Genomic DNA, 17,779 nt, shown 5'->3' on the forward strand with positions numbered 1-17,779 from the left:
CGATTAAAGTATTTGCTAAATTCATGGAATACATTCTATTCTTCTTCTGCCTAGATTGATGAAAGAGGGATATTCCGCTGTATTTTTTGGTTGGCCACAGGCCACCATTAAACCTAACCGCCGCACATCTACCCCAACGGAAATCATGTTGGTGGCCAGAATTACATCGAGGGGACGACTTTTTTGGCGAGATTGCCCCTGGGATTTTTGATCCTTTGTAACTGTCAAGGATTTCACCTCAAAAGGCTGTTCCAGGGCATCTAGGATTTTCGGGATGTCGGTGGAGCTTTTACGGGAAGTTAATTCCTCAATGCGGTTAAGGTAGCGTTTTGCCAGTCCCCGTTCATCCATTTTGCTCAAACAGGTGGTGATGTCATCATCCACTAAACGACGGGTGCCTCCTAACTCCCGTAGGGAATTGAAATAGCCCACTAGGGTCATCCAAGCATCGGCATTGTACCCTTCGTCCATTAGCTGTTGGGCGGCAGATAGGGCCACCAGATAGACCCGAATCAAAGCGGCTTTTAGACGGCGACTGGGGGCACAAATGCCCAAATATAATCGACCCGGATAATCCTCACCGGGGGGACGTTGACGGGAAAAGAAGTTGTCTTCAATGGCGATCGCCTGGGGAGGGAAAATCGCTAGTTTACGGGCAAAAAGATGATGAACTTGAATAGGAGCTTGGCGAATAGTGGCGGTGGAAGCAACGATTTTGGGTCGCACGTTTTTACCCTCCACTTCCCAAGTACAGAGGGCATCGATCGCCGTTTCATAGAGGCCCACTAAACTACCCAGGGGGCCACTGATCAAATGTAACTCGTCTTGAATGATTAGATCCGGTGGTCGTAGGGAAGGATGGGGTCGAGTTTTAGCGGCGGGTAATTTGCTGGTTTTGGGATGGCTGTCACTGTCTTCCAGATCAGGACAGCGGAATCCATGGCGATCGCAGTAACCATTGACTTTGCCGAATAGCATTTGGATTTTGCCATTCCAGGGCATCTGGGCAAATTTATCCACTGTGGCAATGACTAGGGCCGGTAGGCGGCGATAGATTTCCTCATCCACCGTAATAATGGGCAACCCTTCATGGGGGGACTTTTTACGACTGAAGAGACATTTACCCAACTTGTCACCACAGTAAACCAAGGTTCTGCCTTGATCCTTTTCAAAGGATTTCACTTCAATGTCTCGACCGGCATTAATTTCTGTGCCGCACCAAGGGCAATTGGTGAGTTGATGGGGAGTGCCGGTATTGCCGCTGTAACCCTGGCCCTTTTCCTGTTTGATGGCTTCTTCACTTTGCTTTGTCCAGTTGGGGGTGCTGTTGTTGCCCACCCATAGCCCGATGCGAAAGGGTTCCTGGCCCCATTTTTTAGGATTTTCTCGCCGCAGGTCTTCACAGGCACAAATTAAAGTGGTAGCTCGTTGGAATTGTTGTAGGGTCAACAACCGCAGGGTATAACGCATCAACACTGCTATCCCATGTTCTCCATCATGGCCCGCTACGGTTCCTTGGAGTCTTCTAATAGCCAAGGTATAGGCAGTTAATCCTAAATAGGCTTCCGTCTTGCCACCCCCGGTGGGAAACCAAAGTAAATCACATAAGCCCTGGCGATCGCCGTGGCGGTCGGGATGGTGCAGATCCGTGAGACTGGGCAGGTTGATCAAAATAAATGCCAATTGGAAGGTGCGCCAACTATGGTTTTTTTCTTGATCTAAGGAATCTAGGGTGACTTTTTTTCCCTGGCGTATTTGTTCGGCATACATTCCCCGTACCCTTTGTTTGGCCATAGCCCCATTCATAAATTGAAATGCTTCCACTGCCTGGGCATTGGTTTCGAGGAGTTCTATGCCAGCTCGGATGCGTTCTAGGGCCTGTTGGCAATTGCCCAAATTATTGGCGGCGGCGGATCGATAGCTGGGAGGATCTGAGGGAAGTTGAGTGGTTAATTGTTGTTGTTCCCCCAACCATTGCTCGTAGGCGGTGACGAGGGGATAAAGGATGGGGGGCAGGGCTTCTGGCTCCACTTTGGCTAGCACTTTCATATCGAGGATTAAACCCTTCAAGCCCGGAATTTCGATCTCATCGGGGGGTGTGGTTTGGGGGACTTCATAACGGGGTATAACGCTGGTTTTGAGGCAATGGGCACGGGTTTTATCCTGGGGGTCAACATCAGTATGAATACTCGTATTGTGACCAACGGCAAATTCTTGGATATTGCGGTAGAGCAGTTGGAGTGACTGTTGCTCGAAACGGACGCTATCGTCGAGTTTGGTACTGGCGGGGAGGGGTTTACGGACAAAGATTGAGGTTTTGTCGGGGCTAGTAATTTTAAGTTCCGGTTGAAATAACCAGGCTCCATCCCGATTTTTTTCCGGTTCCAGTTGGCGATTCTCTAGAAAGACAGTGACAATCCAATCATCTTTTAAGCGACGGCTTTTGAGGGTAACAACAACTTCCGGTGCGTCTTGAGGGCAGGGAACCCAATCTGATTTTTCTGTCCTTTCTTGCAATGAAAAGACCTTTCTTGCCTCCATGGGGGTACGCACCCAAACGGTTTTAGGATTGCCTGCTTCGGTGGTGATACTTTTACTTTCTTCCCTCTCATAGCGTCCCCACTGGGCATGGATCTGAATTTCTGATGCTTGCCCATCAACACAAAAACTTAGCCCCAAGGAATAAGGGAAAAGACTACTGGGAGGGGCTATGTCCTCACTGTCCCCATCGTCGTTGCTCTTTTTGCCGGTGGCGGCGAGGCTATCCTGTTGGGCGGGGTCATCTTCTTTGATTTCGGTGCTTTTCTGACTCCGTTTACGGGGGGCGATCGCCCCGACTAGGTATCTTTCGGTGAGGCTCGGTTCGTCCACTTCTTCAAATTCACCGCCGGTAGGCCCCAACAGATCTTTGTAAATCATGGTGACGAGGCGATCTCGGATCTGATTTGGACTGAGGACTTTGGAAGCAAGGACAGAGTTTTCTTTCTCTGGGTCTGTATTCTGGGCAGGAATAAATTCAGTATCAAGTAGTTCTGATTGCCCACTTTTGTTATTGGGTTGAGCAGGAACCAATTTTTCTTGAAAAAGTTTCCCTTGGGATGATGACTTAACCGACTTTGATGATGATGGTGGTTTTTCCGGCGGCATACCAAGGATAGCCAAAAGCCGATTGGCAAGCTTTTCCGAAAGACTATCTCCCCCTAGTTCAGTGATTGCTTCAGCATCTAACCCCTGTATCAAAAGAGCTAGATGGGTATCCTTCACTTCTTCGACTAAACTCCAATTCAGTTGGGCTGTTCCATGGAATTTGGCATTTCCTAGACGGCGGTCTCGCACCCGTCGGCAAAATTAGGGGGTAATCGTAGGTATCAAGGCGAATCAACTGATAAAAACGCTTAATGCGGTGCCACAACTGGGGATCATTGCCACAGCGCACCAGATAACGGGATTCCTCGTAATGAGAAAGGGTTACTTCCGCCCCCACTAACTTTTCTAAAGCCTTAACACTGCGCCCTGTTTCCTTTTTGAGAAAAGTCAATAACGGCTCTGACCCCTGGATTGCTAACTCCTCCAATACTTCCAGGGCAATCTCCGGCTCCTTATTCTTGGTGCCCGCCAACCCCAAAATAGTCGTTTCCGCCCGCACCGCCTGGTGGTCTAATAGACCCTCATAGACATGGCCAATTTGCTCCACCTCAATGGTCTTAAACGATAACCGTCGGGATTCAACCCCCATGCCCGGTACCTTGATTTGTAGAATTTGTAATGACTCCAACAAATGCAGAACGGTGCGATTATCTACCTGAATCGGCTTCTGCCTAGTGCCAAACCGTCCTTCCAAAAAAGGAAACTTGTCCGGGTTAAACAAATCACCTCCCCTGGCCGGAATTGCTAACAGGTCGTGGTAGGCTCCCCCATGTACCGCCCGAAACAAAGCCAATAACCGACACCAGGCATCATAATTGCGTTCGAGGATTTCCTCCCCATACTGATCCGCAAACTCCCGTAGCCCCTGCTGTAGGGTAGAAACTGCATAATTTTGGTCATAGCGTTCAGCACTGATGCCCGTTTGCAGTAATAGCCCCCGCTCCTCCGCACAGAGAAAAAATACCAGGCGCATCATCACAAAACAGGCCGCCTCATACAACTCCTGGGTTGTCCGCCCCGCCAATAACCCCCCCTGCAAATCTCCATTGAGGCGATCGAACTTTTGAGAATTTCCACCGCTTTCCGCACCTGGAACCCAAGCTGATCTGTTACCTCCTGCTGGCTGTCCTTACTGCGGTCAAACAACAGGGGCAGGGTTTGCTCTGGATTGCCAAAAAACCGCCCAATGCCCAACAGCGATCGAAATGACCTAACTGTGATTTTTTCCTCTACCCAGAGATTGCCATACCAAGAAACCTGGGTGGCACTGGCTCCCCTGGGGGCATGGATCAGCATCCACTGTTCCCCATTGGTGAGTAACCCCAACCGCTGATTGGTGCCCCGCAATAACTCGATCATTTGGGTAGCTGGGGACGCAGACCAACCCGCTTTTTTCATCGTCCCTTCTAACTTCTGTTGGGGGGCTACCTGCTGAATTAATAACAACGGCTGTTCCGTATCCGGATCCACCAACAGGCGATCGGGACTGAGAGTAAGTTGATGTTCCGCCAGGGTTAACTTGCAACTCGGGGGAATTTCCTGCCCACTGCGTAAACATTCCGCCGGATATTCCAAAGTATTTTGCAAAACCCAATCAATCCAAACCCGATGGATGGCGGGATCTCGTTGGCTCTCCGTCCATTCTTGGTAAGCTTGTTTCAGTAACCGATAATGTTCCGCGTCGTGGGCCTCTAGTCCCTGGGGAAAGACCTCCAACAACACTTCCAGGCTCAAAAATGGGCCAACAATTTCAGTTAGGGCAAGCCATTCGGCATGGTGGCGGGCGGTACTCATTTAACTTTGTCCAGGTAGATCAAGGGCAATTAACAAAGCCTGTTCCAGTTGACCCAGGGTTATGGCGGGCAAAGTGCCCCGCAGTCTGAGTAAACGCTGTTTCGATAGCACCCTGACCTGATCTGCCATGGCGATCGAATCATTGGTTAAACCGGCTTCCCCAGCTCGGATCAATACTTGGGTGGGGTAAACCTTTCTAGGGGGACGGTGGGTAGTGCAGGGCACAGCCAAAACCACAGGACTATTGGTATTAATGGCGTCACGACTAACAATAATTACCGGGCGAGTTCCCCCCTGTTCAGATCCCTCCACGGGCTCAAGGCGGGCATCAAACACTTGTCCCCGTTGCATTATGGGTTTTCCTCTAGCAACAAAGCTTCCCAACTGGCATTGGCAAATTCCCTTTCTATTTGTAGAACCTCTGCTTGATATTCTTCGTCCTCGGCCATTTCTGCCAGGGCCGCATCAACTTCGGCTCTTTTCAGGGCCGCTAGTTCATGTTGGAGTGCTTTAGCAATAAATTGATTGCGACTAGGAGCTTTACCTTGACTAACAATCTTGTCGGTTTCTGCCAACAATTCTGCGGGAAGGGCTAGGGTGGTTCGCACGGTGGAGTGGGCCATGATGTTAAATCTGATGCGCTTAATATCATCACTATAACTTTTGAAGCGAGTCTAAAACACCTTGGGCGGCACCAAAAAGGCGATCGCCAGGGGAAATAAGCGGGCTGTGGGTTGGGCATAGCGTTGCCGGATCAACTCCTGTTCCTTAGCCAATTCCACCGGGATTTGTTCGAGTCGTAATTGTAAGCCCTGGCGGTTGCGCTCAAATTGATCTTTTTCCAGAGAACTAAATAAATCCAACTGTTGGGGTTGACTGGCGGTTTTTAGCTCCTGTTCGATGCTCCGTTGCAACTCAGTCAAGATCGCCTCAATGTCCCCGAGTTCCTGTTGTTCCCTCTCCTGCAATTGCTTTTGTAAGGCCTCCTGGCGATCGCCCATGCGTTTTTCCAAACTGGCTTTGAGGGGTTGAGAGTAGGTATCCCAAAGCTGAACTAGGGATTTAGTAACAGCATCGGGCACAGACTCAGGAGTCGCCGCCTGTAAAAATTGATTCAATTCCAACACATTTAACCGCCGAAATCGCCCTTCCCGAATCACACCCCCCGCTGTAATCACCTCCTCGTTGAGCCGTTGTTGGTCACCCCCTAAAATCACCAAACGACCATAGGCCACCAGCACGGGAACTTCACTCAATCGACTGGGAATTTGTTGCACTGTCACCCGATGGAGTTTTTTGACATCCCCCCGTGACCACACTTCCGCCCGCAGTAATTGCAGATACAATTGTACTAAAAGATGGTTTAAATGGGCCAAGCCTTGACTAGCCACGCTCCAACTGCCCGTAAAGGCGGGTAAACGGTATAGCCCTGGTTCTTCTGGGACAGCCATCAAAGGGGCTGTTGGGCCAACTGCAATCCCACCTGGACGACTTGCAAAATATTGGCTGGATCGAGGCGGAGATCCTGTCGGGTCTGATCCAACTTTTCCTTGAGTTTGGCTATTTCATCCTGCACCTTGCGCTCAAATTTTAATAACCGTCGTAGGGGTTCCGATTCCCGTTCCGCTTGAATCGTATCTAGTTGCACCCGTTGCCCCAGCATGGCTTCTTCTACCTGGGCGGCAATGACTGGCCCTACTTTGCCTAAGTCTTCCCGGATGGTGTTGATTTTTTGGGCCGCCCGCATCAAAAATTCCAAGTCTCCTTCCAATTCCCCCGGTTTACAACCCTGGGTGGCTTGGTCTTGATAACCTTTGCCGACAAAGTGGTAGATCAACACCTCCTTCGCTTTTTGCCCATGGCGATCGATCCGCCCGTTACGTTGCTCCATGCGGTTGGGATTCCAGGGAATTTCGTAATGGATTAGTTTGGAGCAATGATTTTGCAGGTCTAACCCTTCGGAAGCGGCATCGGTAGCCAAAAGAATCCGCACGGGGGCAGTATCAGGATGGGCTTGGAAAGCGGCTTTGATTTTTTCCCGTTCATCGCTGGCCATGCCCCCATAGAGAATCATTAGACGGTCTGCTTCCCCCAACCCTTGACTGAGTAGCAAGTCCGCTAACCATTTTTGGGTGGCACGATATCCCTCTTTCATCAATCTAGGCAGAAGAAGAATAGAATGTATTCCATGAATTTAGCAAATACTTTAATCGATCTAGCTTATCAATCTTGTTGTAAAGTTTAGTTAACTCATCCAAAACATGGGCAAATGGAAATACTTTTAACCACTTTTTGATAAGATTTATTGCATTAAATACAGAGATCACTAATCGTAGGTTGTTTAGCCATTTTTTCCACCCTTCTTCTTTATCCCATTTTTCATGCTTTTGATGATACTTTGACGTTGAATTTAGAGTCGGATTAAAATTCTCATCATAAAAACAAATCATACAATATGCACACATCACTAATTCCCACCATTTTTGAATTTGCTCATAATGAGTTACCCTAAAATCTGCCCATCCTAATTCACTTTTGCATTGCTTAAATCCATATTCTATCCATGACCTTACCCCATATATTCTGACAACTTCTTTATATTTAATATCTGGTATTCGAGTCATTACAAACCATCCTGCTTTTTCCTCCTCTTTTTCTGTTTCTGTTTTAATTTCCCAATATCTTATTGCGTTTTTTTTGCCATAAACTATTTCTCTGATATACCTATCTTCCTGTTTTCCATCCCATCTTATATGTTCAAACCTCCTCCACTTATTTGCCCTTACTTTAGCTTCCTTTGGAAGCCAGACCCCATGATTGCTCCGGACTCCCACTGCATATTCTATTTTTAATTCCTCTACGGCACTGATAAAATTGCTATGGCTTTCTCCATATAAGCTATCTGACACTACTCTTTTTATTTTAAAACCACTTTCTTCTAGTTCTTTTATTATCTCTACTGCTAATTCCGGCTTTGTTTTATACTTATCTCCCTCTTTTAATCTTTCTTTTGGTTTAAATACTTTTGATTCTAGAGGAAGCGTTACTCCATTGCAGTAACCATAGGCATTTACTGACACTATACCGCTTTCTATTTTTCCTAAATTTCCAATATATTGTCTTTTTACATAATCTGTTGTTTTCCCTTTTTTGGGGTCTCCTGTTTCATCTATTATTACTATTATTTCTCTTCCTTCTAAAACTTCTAAGATAATATTTAATCTTCTTTTTTCTAATTCTTTTAATTCCCAAGGAGAATCTGTCATGAAATGCAGTAATCCCTGTTCATTTTTCAACCCTAGTGATGATGCTATTGCAGGTAAACTCTTTCTTTTTATATCACTTAATATTCCCACAATGATATATTTAAATGACTCATAAGACCTCACTTCTGGAAATATATCTTTATACAGTTCACTATATGTGTCTACATACTGTACTGTCTTTTTCGCCTCTCTTGTCTTTGTCATTCTCCCTCCGCGCTTTTCAGCCTTTTATCTCCATTTTAATTCCCTCAGTCTGACGGAAGAGGGATATTCCGTAAAAATAATCACCCGCTCCTTTGACCATTGGCCATTCGGTCGCAAATGGGCTTCTAGCCACCGTAATAGTTCCTGGGCCTTGCTATCACTACGTCGAGAGGCCTGTTCTGCCCACTGGGTTAATTGGGTCAATGAAGCTCGTTCTGCGGGGGAAAGGGCACGGAAGAGAGAACTGGTTTGACTCAAAACATCATCGGTGGTTTCCTCATATTGGTTATCATCCCCGAACTCCTCCTCCACAGCTTCTAGTTGTCGTCGCAGTAGCCCCTCCGTAGGTTGACTCAGACGTTTGACCTTCCCCCGCCTATTTTCCACGGTGTCAATATGTTTCAGTAAAGTCGTCAAACAAGCCTGGGGACTAGAAAATAACCGTTTTTTCAGCAGCTTCAAGACAAATTCCGTGGCGGTTTTCTCCAGGCGACTCTCTGCCCCTTGCCGTCGCAGTTGGGTATATTCATTCAATTGCCGATTGGCTTGCCGTTCTGCTTCGTCATAATCAACGGTGATCGCCGCTAAACACCTTTCGGGAAAACGGGGGGTTCCATCCCATTTGGGAGGTAGATCTCGCTTCAAACGCCGCACCATAATTAGGTGTAATTGCTTGGGGTCAAGTTGGATTTCCCTGGCAAACCGTTGGGAATCTAGCAGTTCTAGCAGAGCGGTAAAGCTCTCGGGATAACCATTATGGGGAGTTGCGGAGAGAAATAATTTATGTTCGCAATGGGGCACCAAATATCGATTTGCCGCTGTCCTTTGGGAATCCACTGCATATTTACCCCCGGCCGCCGGAGCTACGTTATGGGCTTCATCGACAATCAATAGGTCAATTCTGCGGGGATAGAGGGATTCCCCTTCTCTTGGCAGGGTTTCCCGCAACAGTTGCAATGGGCGATCGCCGATTTGAAACACTTTTTAGGCAATCAACCGGCGGAAGATGATGTCACCCTATTGATTCTTAAGCAAAAGTAGTTGTCTATACCTATTCCACTACTGCAACGACTTGTTATGTGGATTTGACAAGTGCTCAAACTAATGGTTTTTGGACGAGCTTTTTATTGAATTCCTGAGTTTCAACGCTCCAATCTTCAATTGATAGCTCAGCCGTTTCTATTGCTTTCATGCAGAACATATAAATGTCCTGAGCTGACAAGTTAACTTCGATAAAAGCCCCATTATGAAGCTTTCGTGTACTACGAAAACTTTTTTCATCCCATCCTATGAAGCGAGGAAATTGCTCCATTATCTCTTTGAAAGAATCGGGCTCTAAATCAGCAATTTTATTCAACGTAGTTTCTACAACATCTCGCCAGCTTTTTACAACGCATTCCTCACCAAAACAAAAAAGAGTTTTTGGGATAGTTCCTTTTAAGCTACCCGACTGAGAAAGTTGTGCTGATTCCTCACCAAAGTAATTCCAAATTTGTAGGGCAATATCAGCAAGATGCTCTGATCTTTCCTCAATATCTTTTCTAAGCCAGAATGTTTTGGATTGAAAATATTTATTTAATTCCAAGTGACTATTTTTAAAGTGCTCTTTTTTTTGTTCAAAAGTATCGTTAGAAAGTTCTGGATTATATGCAGTAAGTGTTAAATTACCTATTGTATGACGGAGAAGTTCATGTGTTATAGACCAATCTTCTCCCAAATTTTCTTTCCAGACCTCATTTAGAGTTTGCGGCATAATATGTTCAATGGAAAGACCTTCAAAAGGAACTTGTTCTTTGTGTCGAAAGAATTCCTCGATAGATTCGAGCATAAGTTTGCATTTTTCGGAACGATTACCACCATATAATTTCACATCAACTAATCTAGCTCTAAACTCTCTATCTTTAGGATAATCTCGATTTTGAAGGGTCAACTTCAGTCTCTCAACAAAATTATCAGAAGCAATATCAGCACCTTTCCTTACCTGTGAATAGAGTAGAGCAAAAATTCTGTTTAATCCTCTTGTCTGGATATTACAAACAAATCGGCGGAGAATGAAATTTTCGAGAACTTGAAGGACGGAAACGAATTCTTGCTCCGTAATTATATTTTTCATCCAATCATCATAGCAATTCAAGAGAAACGGATAAACGGTCGCAACTTCTAAGCGATTTATTCTACAAAGGTATTTACGGACAAGTTCCTTAGGTTCTCGCTCTGGATTCAAAAGTCTTGAATAGTATTCGGAATAGATGCACAAATTTTTCAAGTAAGAGAGTGCATCATTGTTGCTAATTCTATCTTTGATCTCAAAATAAATCTCATTTTGTTTAACTTCAACGCCAGTTTTAGTTAAATAGTGACGAATAAATTCTGTTAAGTTATCATTCAGCAAATCTTGCATTGGCTGCCAATATTTAGCATATACAGATTCTTGAGAGTCTGTATGAATTCGCATAAAAAAATAGTTGCGAATCAAATCTGCCTGAGTAAGAGGTCTTCCTTTTGCATTAAGACTCTCAAAAACCAAATAGGGATCATCATCGGAACTAAGAACTACACTAACAAGAGAAAGATTACTACAAATAACTCTTTTAATTCTTTGAAGTTCTAGTGACAATTTACTCTGTCGAATTTTCTTTTCAAAAAAATGATAACATTCTAAAACATTGCTTTCATTCACTTGATCTTGTAGATGTATTATTTGATGAAATGCTACACGATCTACTTGCGTAGGTTGTAACTTATAATAATCGGAACCTTTTTTATAGGGATTAACTAAAATAGTATTGTCAATTTCTGCTGCTAGCTCTTCTTGTGATTGTTTTGCGGCATCCCTTAGTGCAGAGAGCAATATAAAAACAGTGGTCAATCTTTGCTGTCCGTCAATCAACAAGTACTTACTAACGCCTTCGGGTACGGATATGGTAGGCATAGTGACAATAGAACCCATAAAATGAGGACGAGGATTATCCGCCTTACAGAGTTCTACAAGATCATTCCACAATGCTTGCCACTCAGACTTTTTCCAGCTATATGGTCTTTGAAAGAGAGGGACAACGTACTGCTTTGTCCCCTCAATGATTTGCTGTAGCTTGGTTTCTGATGCTTGCATCTACTTCTATTTCTTTATAATTTTGACTACACTGACGAGCGCCATATTATGCTTTATAGATACTACTCTGTGTTAAGACTTAATGCCAATCACGTAGAAATAATGCAAATGTCTGTCACGCGCCAAGGTCATGACCGATCAGTGAGAATTTGCTGCATGTTCTAATTTTTGCCGTAGTAGTGTTTTTCCCTGGCAATTAACCAAGCGGCGATCGCCCCACCGATGAAGCCGAATAAGTGGCCTTGCCAAGAAACCCCCGGCCGACCGGGTAGTAAGCCCCAGAGAGCACTGCCGTAGAGCACTAGGACAATAATGGACAGGACAATAGAAGCCAGATTTTTTTGGAACCAACCCCGCAATAATAAAAATCCCAGGTAACCAAAAATCAGAATGCTGGCTCCGACGGTGACAGTGTTAGGGGGCGCGATCAACCAGACCCCCAAGCCTCCCACCAGCATGGTGATAACGGTCACAATCCAAAAGTCGCTCACTTCCTGGAGCATCACCAACCAAGCCAAAATGACAAAGGGAACGCTATTAGCAATTAAATGACCAAAGTCGGCATGGAGAAAGGGGGCAAATAGGATTCCCCTCAGACCTTCCAAGGAGCGGGGGTAAATGCCAAATTGGTCCAGGCTACCCCGAAAAACAAACGCATCCAAGATTTCTAGGAGCCAAAAAACGGCTAAAAAACTGACAATAATCGAGAACTGACTTTGCAGGGTGGCCCGCAATGGAGTTTGGGGACTTTGGCTCATGGTAATCAGAAAGAGCGATGGCTGAGGCTAGGGGGACAGGAACCCATCCCTGATCAAGGATAACCAATCACCCTAGAATGGGACAGACCAGAAACTAGATCCTATGGCGACTATCCACGGTAATTGGCAACCTTCCCACGGGGAAAACGGCGGCAAACTGTTTCTTTGGGCGGATACCTGGGGTACTACCATGCCAGAAGCCACTGGCGATCGCCATCCCTTTGCGTTGGACGTGCCGGCCTTGGTTCAAGCTTGGTCTAATGTGCCTCTGGCTTTTCCCCCACTGGACAAGGTCACGGAGCAAACTTTAACGCTGCATTTACCGAGCCATCGTCAGCAAAACATCCCCCTGCCCTTTGTGACAGGGCAAGACCCCGTGGCCATGGATGCGAAATACCTCCACTGGCGATCGTGGCAAGTTACCGGGGTGAGTTTGACTCCCAAGCAAACGTTGACGTTGCTACAATCCATTCCCCTGGGAGGCCAGGTGCTAACCAGCTTGGGATCAGAATTTTATTTTTACGGTCAACTGCACCGCTGGTGTTTGGATTTAGTTCTACGGGGCAAATTTGTGCCGGGGCTGGGACAAATGGGGCAAGACGGCAGTTACTACGCCCAATGGATTCCCATCCTCGATAGCATCCAAGACCAAACCTATCTGGCCCAATTTACCCAGAGAGTCCCTCCCTGTGCCCTGGCCCTGACGCCCAAAACCCAAGCGGCCCAAAGGATAGTGGTGGATTTACTCCAACAATTAGTCCAAGCCCAGGTGGAGGCCACCAGTCCCACCATTGGTAATGCCAAAGAAGCTTGGTTAAATAGTTGGCTCAAGGGCCTGACCCAGCCGGAGCAAACTTCCCTGGGTAGCGGTAAAGCTCTGCAACGTTTAGCCACATCCTTAGACCACTGGTATCTGCCGGTCCAGGGTTATCTAGGGCAACAAAACAATCAAGCCCTAGCTCAACGACAATGGCGGGGCGCCCTGCGGTTACAGCCCCCAGTGGACGGCGCTGGCGGCATTTGGCAGTTGGAATATGGTTTACAAGCCTTGGATGATCATAAATTCTGGTTACCGGCCGCTTCCCTCTGGGCCATGACCGGCGATCGCCTAGTGTGGCAGGGACGGAGAGTGGATCAAGGGGCAGAAAGTTTACTGCGGGGCTTGGGGGTAGCGGCCCAAATCTATGAACCCATTGCCGACAGTTTGGCCCAACGGTGTCCCACAGGATGTGAACTAGATGCCATCCAAGCCTATGAATTTATCCTGGCGATCGCCCATCAGTTGCGAGACCGGGGGTTGGGGGTAATCCTCCCGGCGGGTTTAGAACGGGGCGGCACCGCTAAACGGTTGGGGGTCAAGGTAGTAGGGCAAGTGCAACGACAAAAAGGCCAACGGCTGACCCTGCAAAGCTTAATTAACTACGACCTACAGTTGATGATGGGCACCGGGGACAATGCCCGACGGTTAACCACTGCAGACTTTGAAGGTTTGCTGGCCCAAAAATCTCCCCTGGTGGTGTTAGACGGGGAATGGATTACCCTGCAACCAGCGGACGTGCGGGCCGCCAAGACCATTCTCCAGCAACAACAATCCGCCCCTCCCCTAACGGTGGAAGATGCCCTACGCCTCAGCATTGGCGATTTGCAGACCGTATCTAAGTTGCCAGTGACCCAATTTGCCGCCCGGGGCATGTTACAGGAGTTGATTGATACCCTCCGCAATCCCCAGGGAGTGGAGCCCATTGCTACCCCACCAGGTTTTCAGGGCACCCTGCGGCCCTACCAAGCCCGGGGAGTGGGTTGGTTAGCCTTTTTGGAACGCTGGGGTCTGGGAGCCTGTTTGGCAGATGATATGGGTCTAGGTAAAACTCCCCAACTACTGGCTTTTTTGCTCCACTTAGCCGCTGAGGACATGCTGGTTAAGCCAGTGCTGATCGTTTGTCCCACATCGGTGCTGAGTAATTGGTGCCACGAAATTAATAAGTTCGCTCCCCAACTGCAAACCGTCTTGCACGACGGCGATCGCCGGAAAAAAGGGCAACCGTTGGTCAAACAGGTCAAAGACCAGCAAATTGTTCTCACCAGTTACGCTTTGTTGCAACGGGACTTTAGCAGTTTGAAATTGGTGGACTGGCAGGGGGTGGTGCTGGACGAAGCCCAAAATATTAAAAATCCCCAGGCTAAACAATCCCACGCGGCCCGGCAATTGCCAGCGGGTTTTCGCATTGCCTTAACGGGGACTCCGGTGGAAAATCGACTGACGGAACTCTGGTCAATTTTGGAATTTTTAAATCCCGGTTTCCTGGGCACCCAAAGCTTTTTCCAACGGCGCTTTGCCAACCCCATCGAAAAATTTGGCGATCGCCAGTCCCTGTTAATTTTGCGTAATTTGGTGCGACCGTTTATTTTGCGACGCCTGAAAACAGACCAAACTATTATCCAAGACCTGCCCGAAAAACAGGAAATGACCGTTTTCTGTGACCTCTCCCAAGAGCAGGCCAATTTATATCAACAATTGGTGGAGGAATCCCTCCAGGCGATCGCCGACAGTAAAGGCATTCAACGCCATGGTTTAGTTCTCACCCTATTGACCAAACTCAAACAGGTCTGTAACCATCCCGATTTATTGCTGAAAAATCCCGCCATTACCCATGGACACCACTCCGGCAAACTCATCCGTCTGGCGGAAATCCTCGAAGAAATGATCAGCGAAGGCGATCGGGCGTTAATCTTCACCCAGTTTGCCAGTTGGGGCCATCTGCTCAAACCCTATCTGGAAAAATACTTCAACCAAGAGGTCCTCTATCTCCACGGAGGCACCCCCGCCGCCCAGCGGCAAGCTCTGGTGGAACGATTCCAGCAGGATCCCAATAGCCCCTATTTATTTATCCTTTCCCTCAAGGCCGGCGGCACAGGGCTTAACCTCACCAGGGCTAACCATGTGTTCCATGTGGACCGGTGGTGGAATCCAGCGGTGGAAAACCAAGCCACGGATCGGGCCTTTCGCATTGGCCAAACCCGCAACGTCCAGGTACACAAATTTGTTTGCACGGGCACTTTGGAGGAAAAAATTAACGCCATGATGGTCGACAAACAACAGTTGGCGGAACAGACAGTGGACGCAGGGGAAAACTGGCTTACCCGTTTGGACACTGATAAGCTCCGTCAGTTATTAACTCTATCGGCCACCCCGGTGGATTACCAAGCCGAAGCGTCCGATTGATTGATGAAAGCACAAAAAAATACAGTAGGGAAAATTGATCTCCTACTGTGGCCCTCGGTTTAACTTGAGGTCGAGTTATACCAAATCTTAAAATGATAGATACGATTCAGAATTCCCCCGCCTATCGGCTTCCCCCCTTACCAAGGGGGGCTAGGGGGGATATATCTTGATCCGTCGCTAGAATTTAACGAATTGGTATTATTTATTTTGCTAAGGCAATTTCCCTGCTTAGAAAAATTGCTAGACAGAAACTTCGCTTAATTCCCTGGTCATGTGGTCAAAGGGAGAGGCAATGAAATCTGCGGTGCTCAGATTGGTTTCCTCCGCCATGGCTTCAATCATTTCCTTCATGATCTGAATACCACGCACGGTGGGCCCAATGGGTACCCCGAGGGAATTGTAAGTTTCCCGCAGTCCTTGCAGAACCCGCTCATCTAGCACGTTGTTGTCCCCTGCAATGAGGGCATAACTGGCATAGCGCAGGTAATAGTCCATATCCCGCAAACAGGCAGAAAAACGACGGGTGGTATAGGCATTACCACTGGGGCGGATTAGTTCGGGGATTTCTTCAAACAATTGGGCGGCGGCCCGTTTGACGATGGTGGCCGAATTTGCGTTAATCATGGCGGCGGCGGCAATCCTAGCCGCACCGGACTCAAAATAAGCTTTGAGCTCGTCCATGGCGTTCCGGTCTAGATAACGACCGGTCAAATCATAGTTTTTTATTAAAGTGGTAACCGCGTCTCGCATTTAAAAGGTTCTCCCAACGGCAGTTTATAGTTAAGGGGCTTGGGCAAGCCATTTTAGTTCTCCTACCTATCATTATTTCCGAGTGAACGCAAGTCAAGGGAGCCCTTAACCCTGCAATAAAACTACATATTCCGGCCGTCAGGTCCTTAAATTTTTGCATTGTTCTTGCTCTGATTCGCCGGATCTAATGGCTATAAATGATAGATCTATTAACTGATTGGTATGCTTTGCCCAATTAAGCCCACGAGGGCGCCAAAGACCACTAACCAATGGGAACTGATGGAAAATCGTCCCAGGGCGATCGCCCCCAGCAGCGCTAAGCAGATAGTCAAAGGATCAATTAGAACAGAACGGGCCAAACCAACGGTGGTGACCACCATTAAACCCCAAGCCCCGGCATTAACACCATCGAGAAAAGCCCGGAAAATTAATGACTTTTGCAGAACATTAACCCAGGGATTAACCAGGGCCACCAGTAAAAAGGAAGGTAGAAAAATTCCCACCGTAGCGGCGATCGCCCCCGGGTTGCCGGCCAGGAGGTAACCAATAAACGTTGCTGTGGTGAATAGCGGGCCTGGGGTAATTTGGCCAATGGCGATCGCATCAAGGAGTTGTTGGGAAGTTAGCCATCCCAGACGATCCACTAGATCAGCTTGCAAAAAAGCAAACAATACGTAACCGCCGCCATAAAGTAGACAACCGATTTTAAGGAAAATACCAAACACAGACCAGGCATTGATGCCGCTGACGGCTAACACCGGAGAAGCATTAAGTTGACCCAAGGGCAAAAAAATCAGCGGTAAAGACTGGAAACGTCCCCGCCCCATTTGGATCAATACCAGGGCTAAACCGGCCAGCAGTAACAGTAAAATTTCCGGCTTACCCCAGACTGTGCCCACCATCACCAACACCGCCGCCCCGATAGCAAGGGGAGTTTTTAACGCCTTTTGCCCCAGTTTGCATAACGCTTGCCCGATCAGGGGAATAATCATGGGCTGAATGCCGTAGAGCATATTACCCACCGCTGGCACTGATTGGTAGTGAACATAGGCGATCGCCAATAACCAAACCACCACCATGGCCGGCAGAATAAAGGAAACTCCAGCAATAATCAAACCGGCCCATTTACCCCGTTCATAGCCCAAGTGGATGGCCAACTCGGTGGAATTTGGCCCGGGGATGAGATTAGTTACCCCGATCAGATCCAAAAATTTCCCGTGGCTGAGCCATTGTCGCCGCCGCACCACTTCCTCTTCCATCATCGCAGTGTGGGCCGCAGGGCCGCCAAAGGAAAAAAGTCCTAAACGGAAAAATAAAAGGCCTAACTCCTGCAATCTTTGCCGTTTTTGCAGAGGCGTTAAAGTTCCATAATCCGCTTCTAAGGTTTCCATCGGGGGTTTATTACTCACGGTTAATAACCAACGAAAACCATAATAAAACTTCACCCTAAGGCAACTACTGGTTAATGTATCTAGGTTGGCAACAGCAAGAAATAATTCTTAATTACTCCCAGTCTGTCATTCAT

Annotated in this window: 13 protein-coding genes and 1 pseudogene; 1 reads left to right on the forward strand and 13 read right to left on the reverse strand. The window is 47.3% G+C overall.

What is annotated here, in order from left to right; translation table 11 throughout:
* Window positions 1-21: 21 nt before the first annotated feature.
* From drmA to IQE94_RS00645, 11 genes and pseudogenes are all read right to left on the reverse strand, one after another.
* On the reverse strand, window positions 22-3,336 hold the full coding sequence (drmA, locus tag IQE94_RS00595; protein WP_223342485.1) for a DISARM system helicase DrmA: 3,315 nt from the start codon (window positions 3,334-3,336) through the stop codon (window positions 22-24).
* Entirely contained in the window at window positions 3,218-4,171 is a 954-nt protein-coding gene (locus IQE94_RS00600) for a hypothetical protein (RefSeq protein WP_212721620.1), read from the reverse strand. Before IQE94_RS00600 ends, drmA begins: the two co-directional genes overlap by 119 nt.
* Complete coding sequence (locus tag IQE94_RS00605) at window positions 4,123-4,941, reverse strand: type IIL restriction-modification enzyme MmeI (protein ID WP_212721623.1); 819 nt, start codon at window positions 4,939-4,941, stop codon at window positions 4,123-4,125. The genes IQE94_RS00600 and IQE94_RS00605 overlap by 49 nt, the downstream gene beginning before the upstream one ends.
* Window positions 4,942-5,292, reverse strand: coding sequence for a type II toxin-antitoxin system PemK/MazF family toxin (locus IQE94_RS00610; RefSeq protein WP_212721625.1), 351 nt, complete (start codon window positions 5,290-5,292; stop codon window positions 4,942-4,944).
* On the reverse strand, window positions 5,292-5,564 hold the full coding sequence (locus IQE94_RS00615) for a ribbon-helix-helix domain-containing protein (RefSeq protein ID WP_212721626.1): 273 nt from the start codon (window positions 5,562-5,564) through the stop codon (window positions 5,292-5,294). Before IQE94_RS00615 ends, IQE94_RS00610 begins: the two co-directional genes overlap by 1 nt.
* A 51-nt stretch (window positions 5,565-5,615) precedes the next feature.
* Window positions 5,616-6,395, reverse strand: a complete 780-nt coding sequence (locus IQE94_RS00620; protein ID WP_223342486.1) for a hypothetical protein — start codon at window positions 6,393-6,395, stop codon at window positions 5,616-5,618.
* On the reverse strand, window positions 6,392-7,096 hold the full coding sequence (locus IQE94_RS00625) for a helicase-related protein (protein WP_223342487.1): 705 nt from the start codon (window positions 7,094-7,096) through the stop codon (window positions 6,392-6,394). Before IQE94_RS00625 ends, IQE94_RS00620 begins: the two co-directional genes overlap by 4 nt.
* Window positions 7,097-7,283: 187 nt before the next feature.
* Window positions 7,284-8,411 (reverse strand): annotated as a pseudogene (locus tag IQE94_RS00630) (IS701 family transposase); the annotation flags it as partial.
* A gap of 24 nt (window positions 8,412-8,435) precedes the next feature.
* The gene (locus tag IQE94_RS00635; RefSeq protein WP_223342488.1) at window positions 8,436-9,392 is read right to left on the reverse strand and encodes a hypothetical protein; all 957 of its coding nucleotides are present in this window, start codon (window positions 9,390-9,392) and stop codon (window positions 8,436-8,438) included.
* A gap of 115 nt (window positions 9,393-9,507) precedes the next feature.
* Entirely contained in the window at window positions 9,508-11,523 is a 2,016-nt protein-coding gene (locus IQE94_RS00640; RefSeq protein WP_223342489.1) for a DUF262 domain-containing protein, read from the reverse strand.
* 161 nt (window positions 11,524-11,684) lie between these two features.
* A complete protein-coding gene (locus tag IQE94_RS00645; protein WP_212721633.1) occupies window positions 11,685-12,281 on the reverse strand; it encodes a rhomboid family intramembrane serine protease in 597 nt (198 codons plus the stop codon).
* Window positions 12,282-12,384: 103 nt separating this feature from the next.
* Here IQE94_RS00645 and IQE94_RS00650 point away from each other — a divergent pair, with 103 nt between their 5' ends.
* The gene (locus IQE94_RS00650) at window positions 12,385-15,504 is read left to right on the forward strand and encodes a DEAD/DEAH box helicase (protein ID WP_223342490.1); all 3,120 of its coding nucleotides are present in this window, start codon (window positions 12,385-12,387) and stop codon (window positions 15,502-15,504) included.
* 240 nt (window positions 15,505-15,744) lie between these two features.
* Here the strand turns inward: IQE94_RS00650 and apcB are convergent, their stop codons facing one another.
* Together apcB and IQE94_RS00660 are read right to left on the reverse strand one after the other, a co-directional pair.
* Entirely contained in the window at window positions 15,745-16,254 is a 510-nt protein-coding gene (apcB, locus tag IQE94_RS00655; RefSeq protein ID WP_212721644.1) for an allophycocyanin subunit beta, read from the reverse strand.
* Window positions 16,255-16,463: 209 nt separating this feature from the next.
* Complete coding sequence (locus tag IQE94_RS00660) at window positions 16,464-17,663, reverse strand: chromate transporter (RefSeq protein WP_223342491.1); 1,200 nt, start codon at window positions 17,661-17,663, stop codon at window positions 16,464-16,466.
* Between the last annotated feature and the right edge of the window lie 116 nt (window positions 17,664-17,779).

The organism is Synechocystis sp. PCC 7339, assembly GCF_019924095.1.
Taxonomy (GTDB): Bacteria; Cyanobacteriota; Cyanobacteriia; order Cyanobacteriales; family Microcystaceae; genus Synechocystis.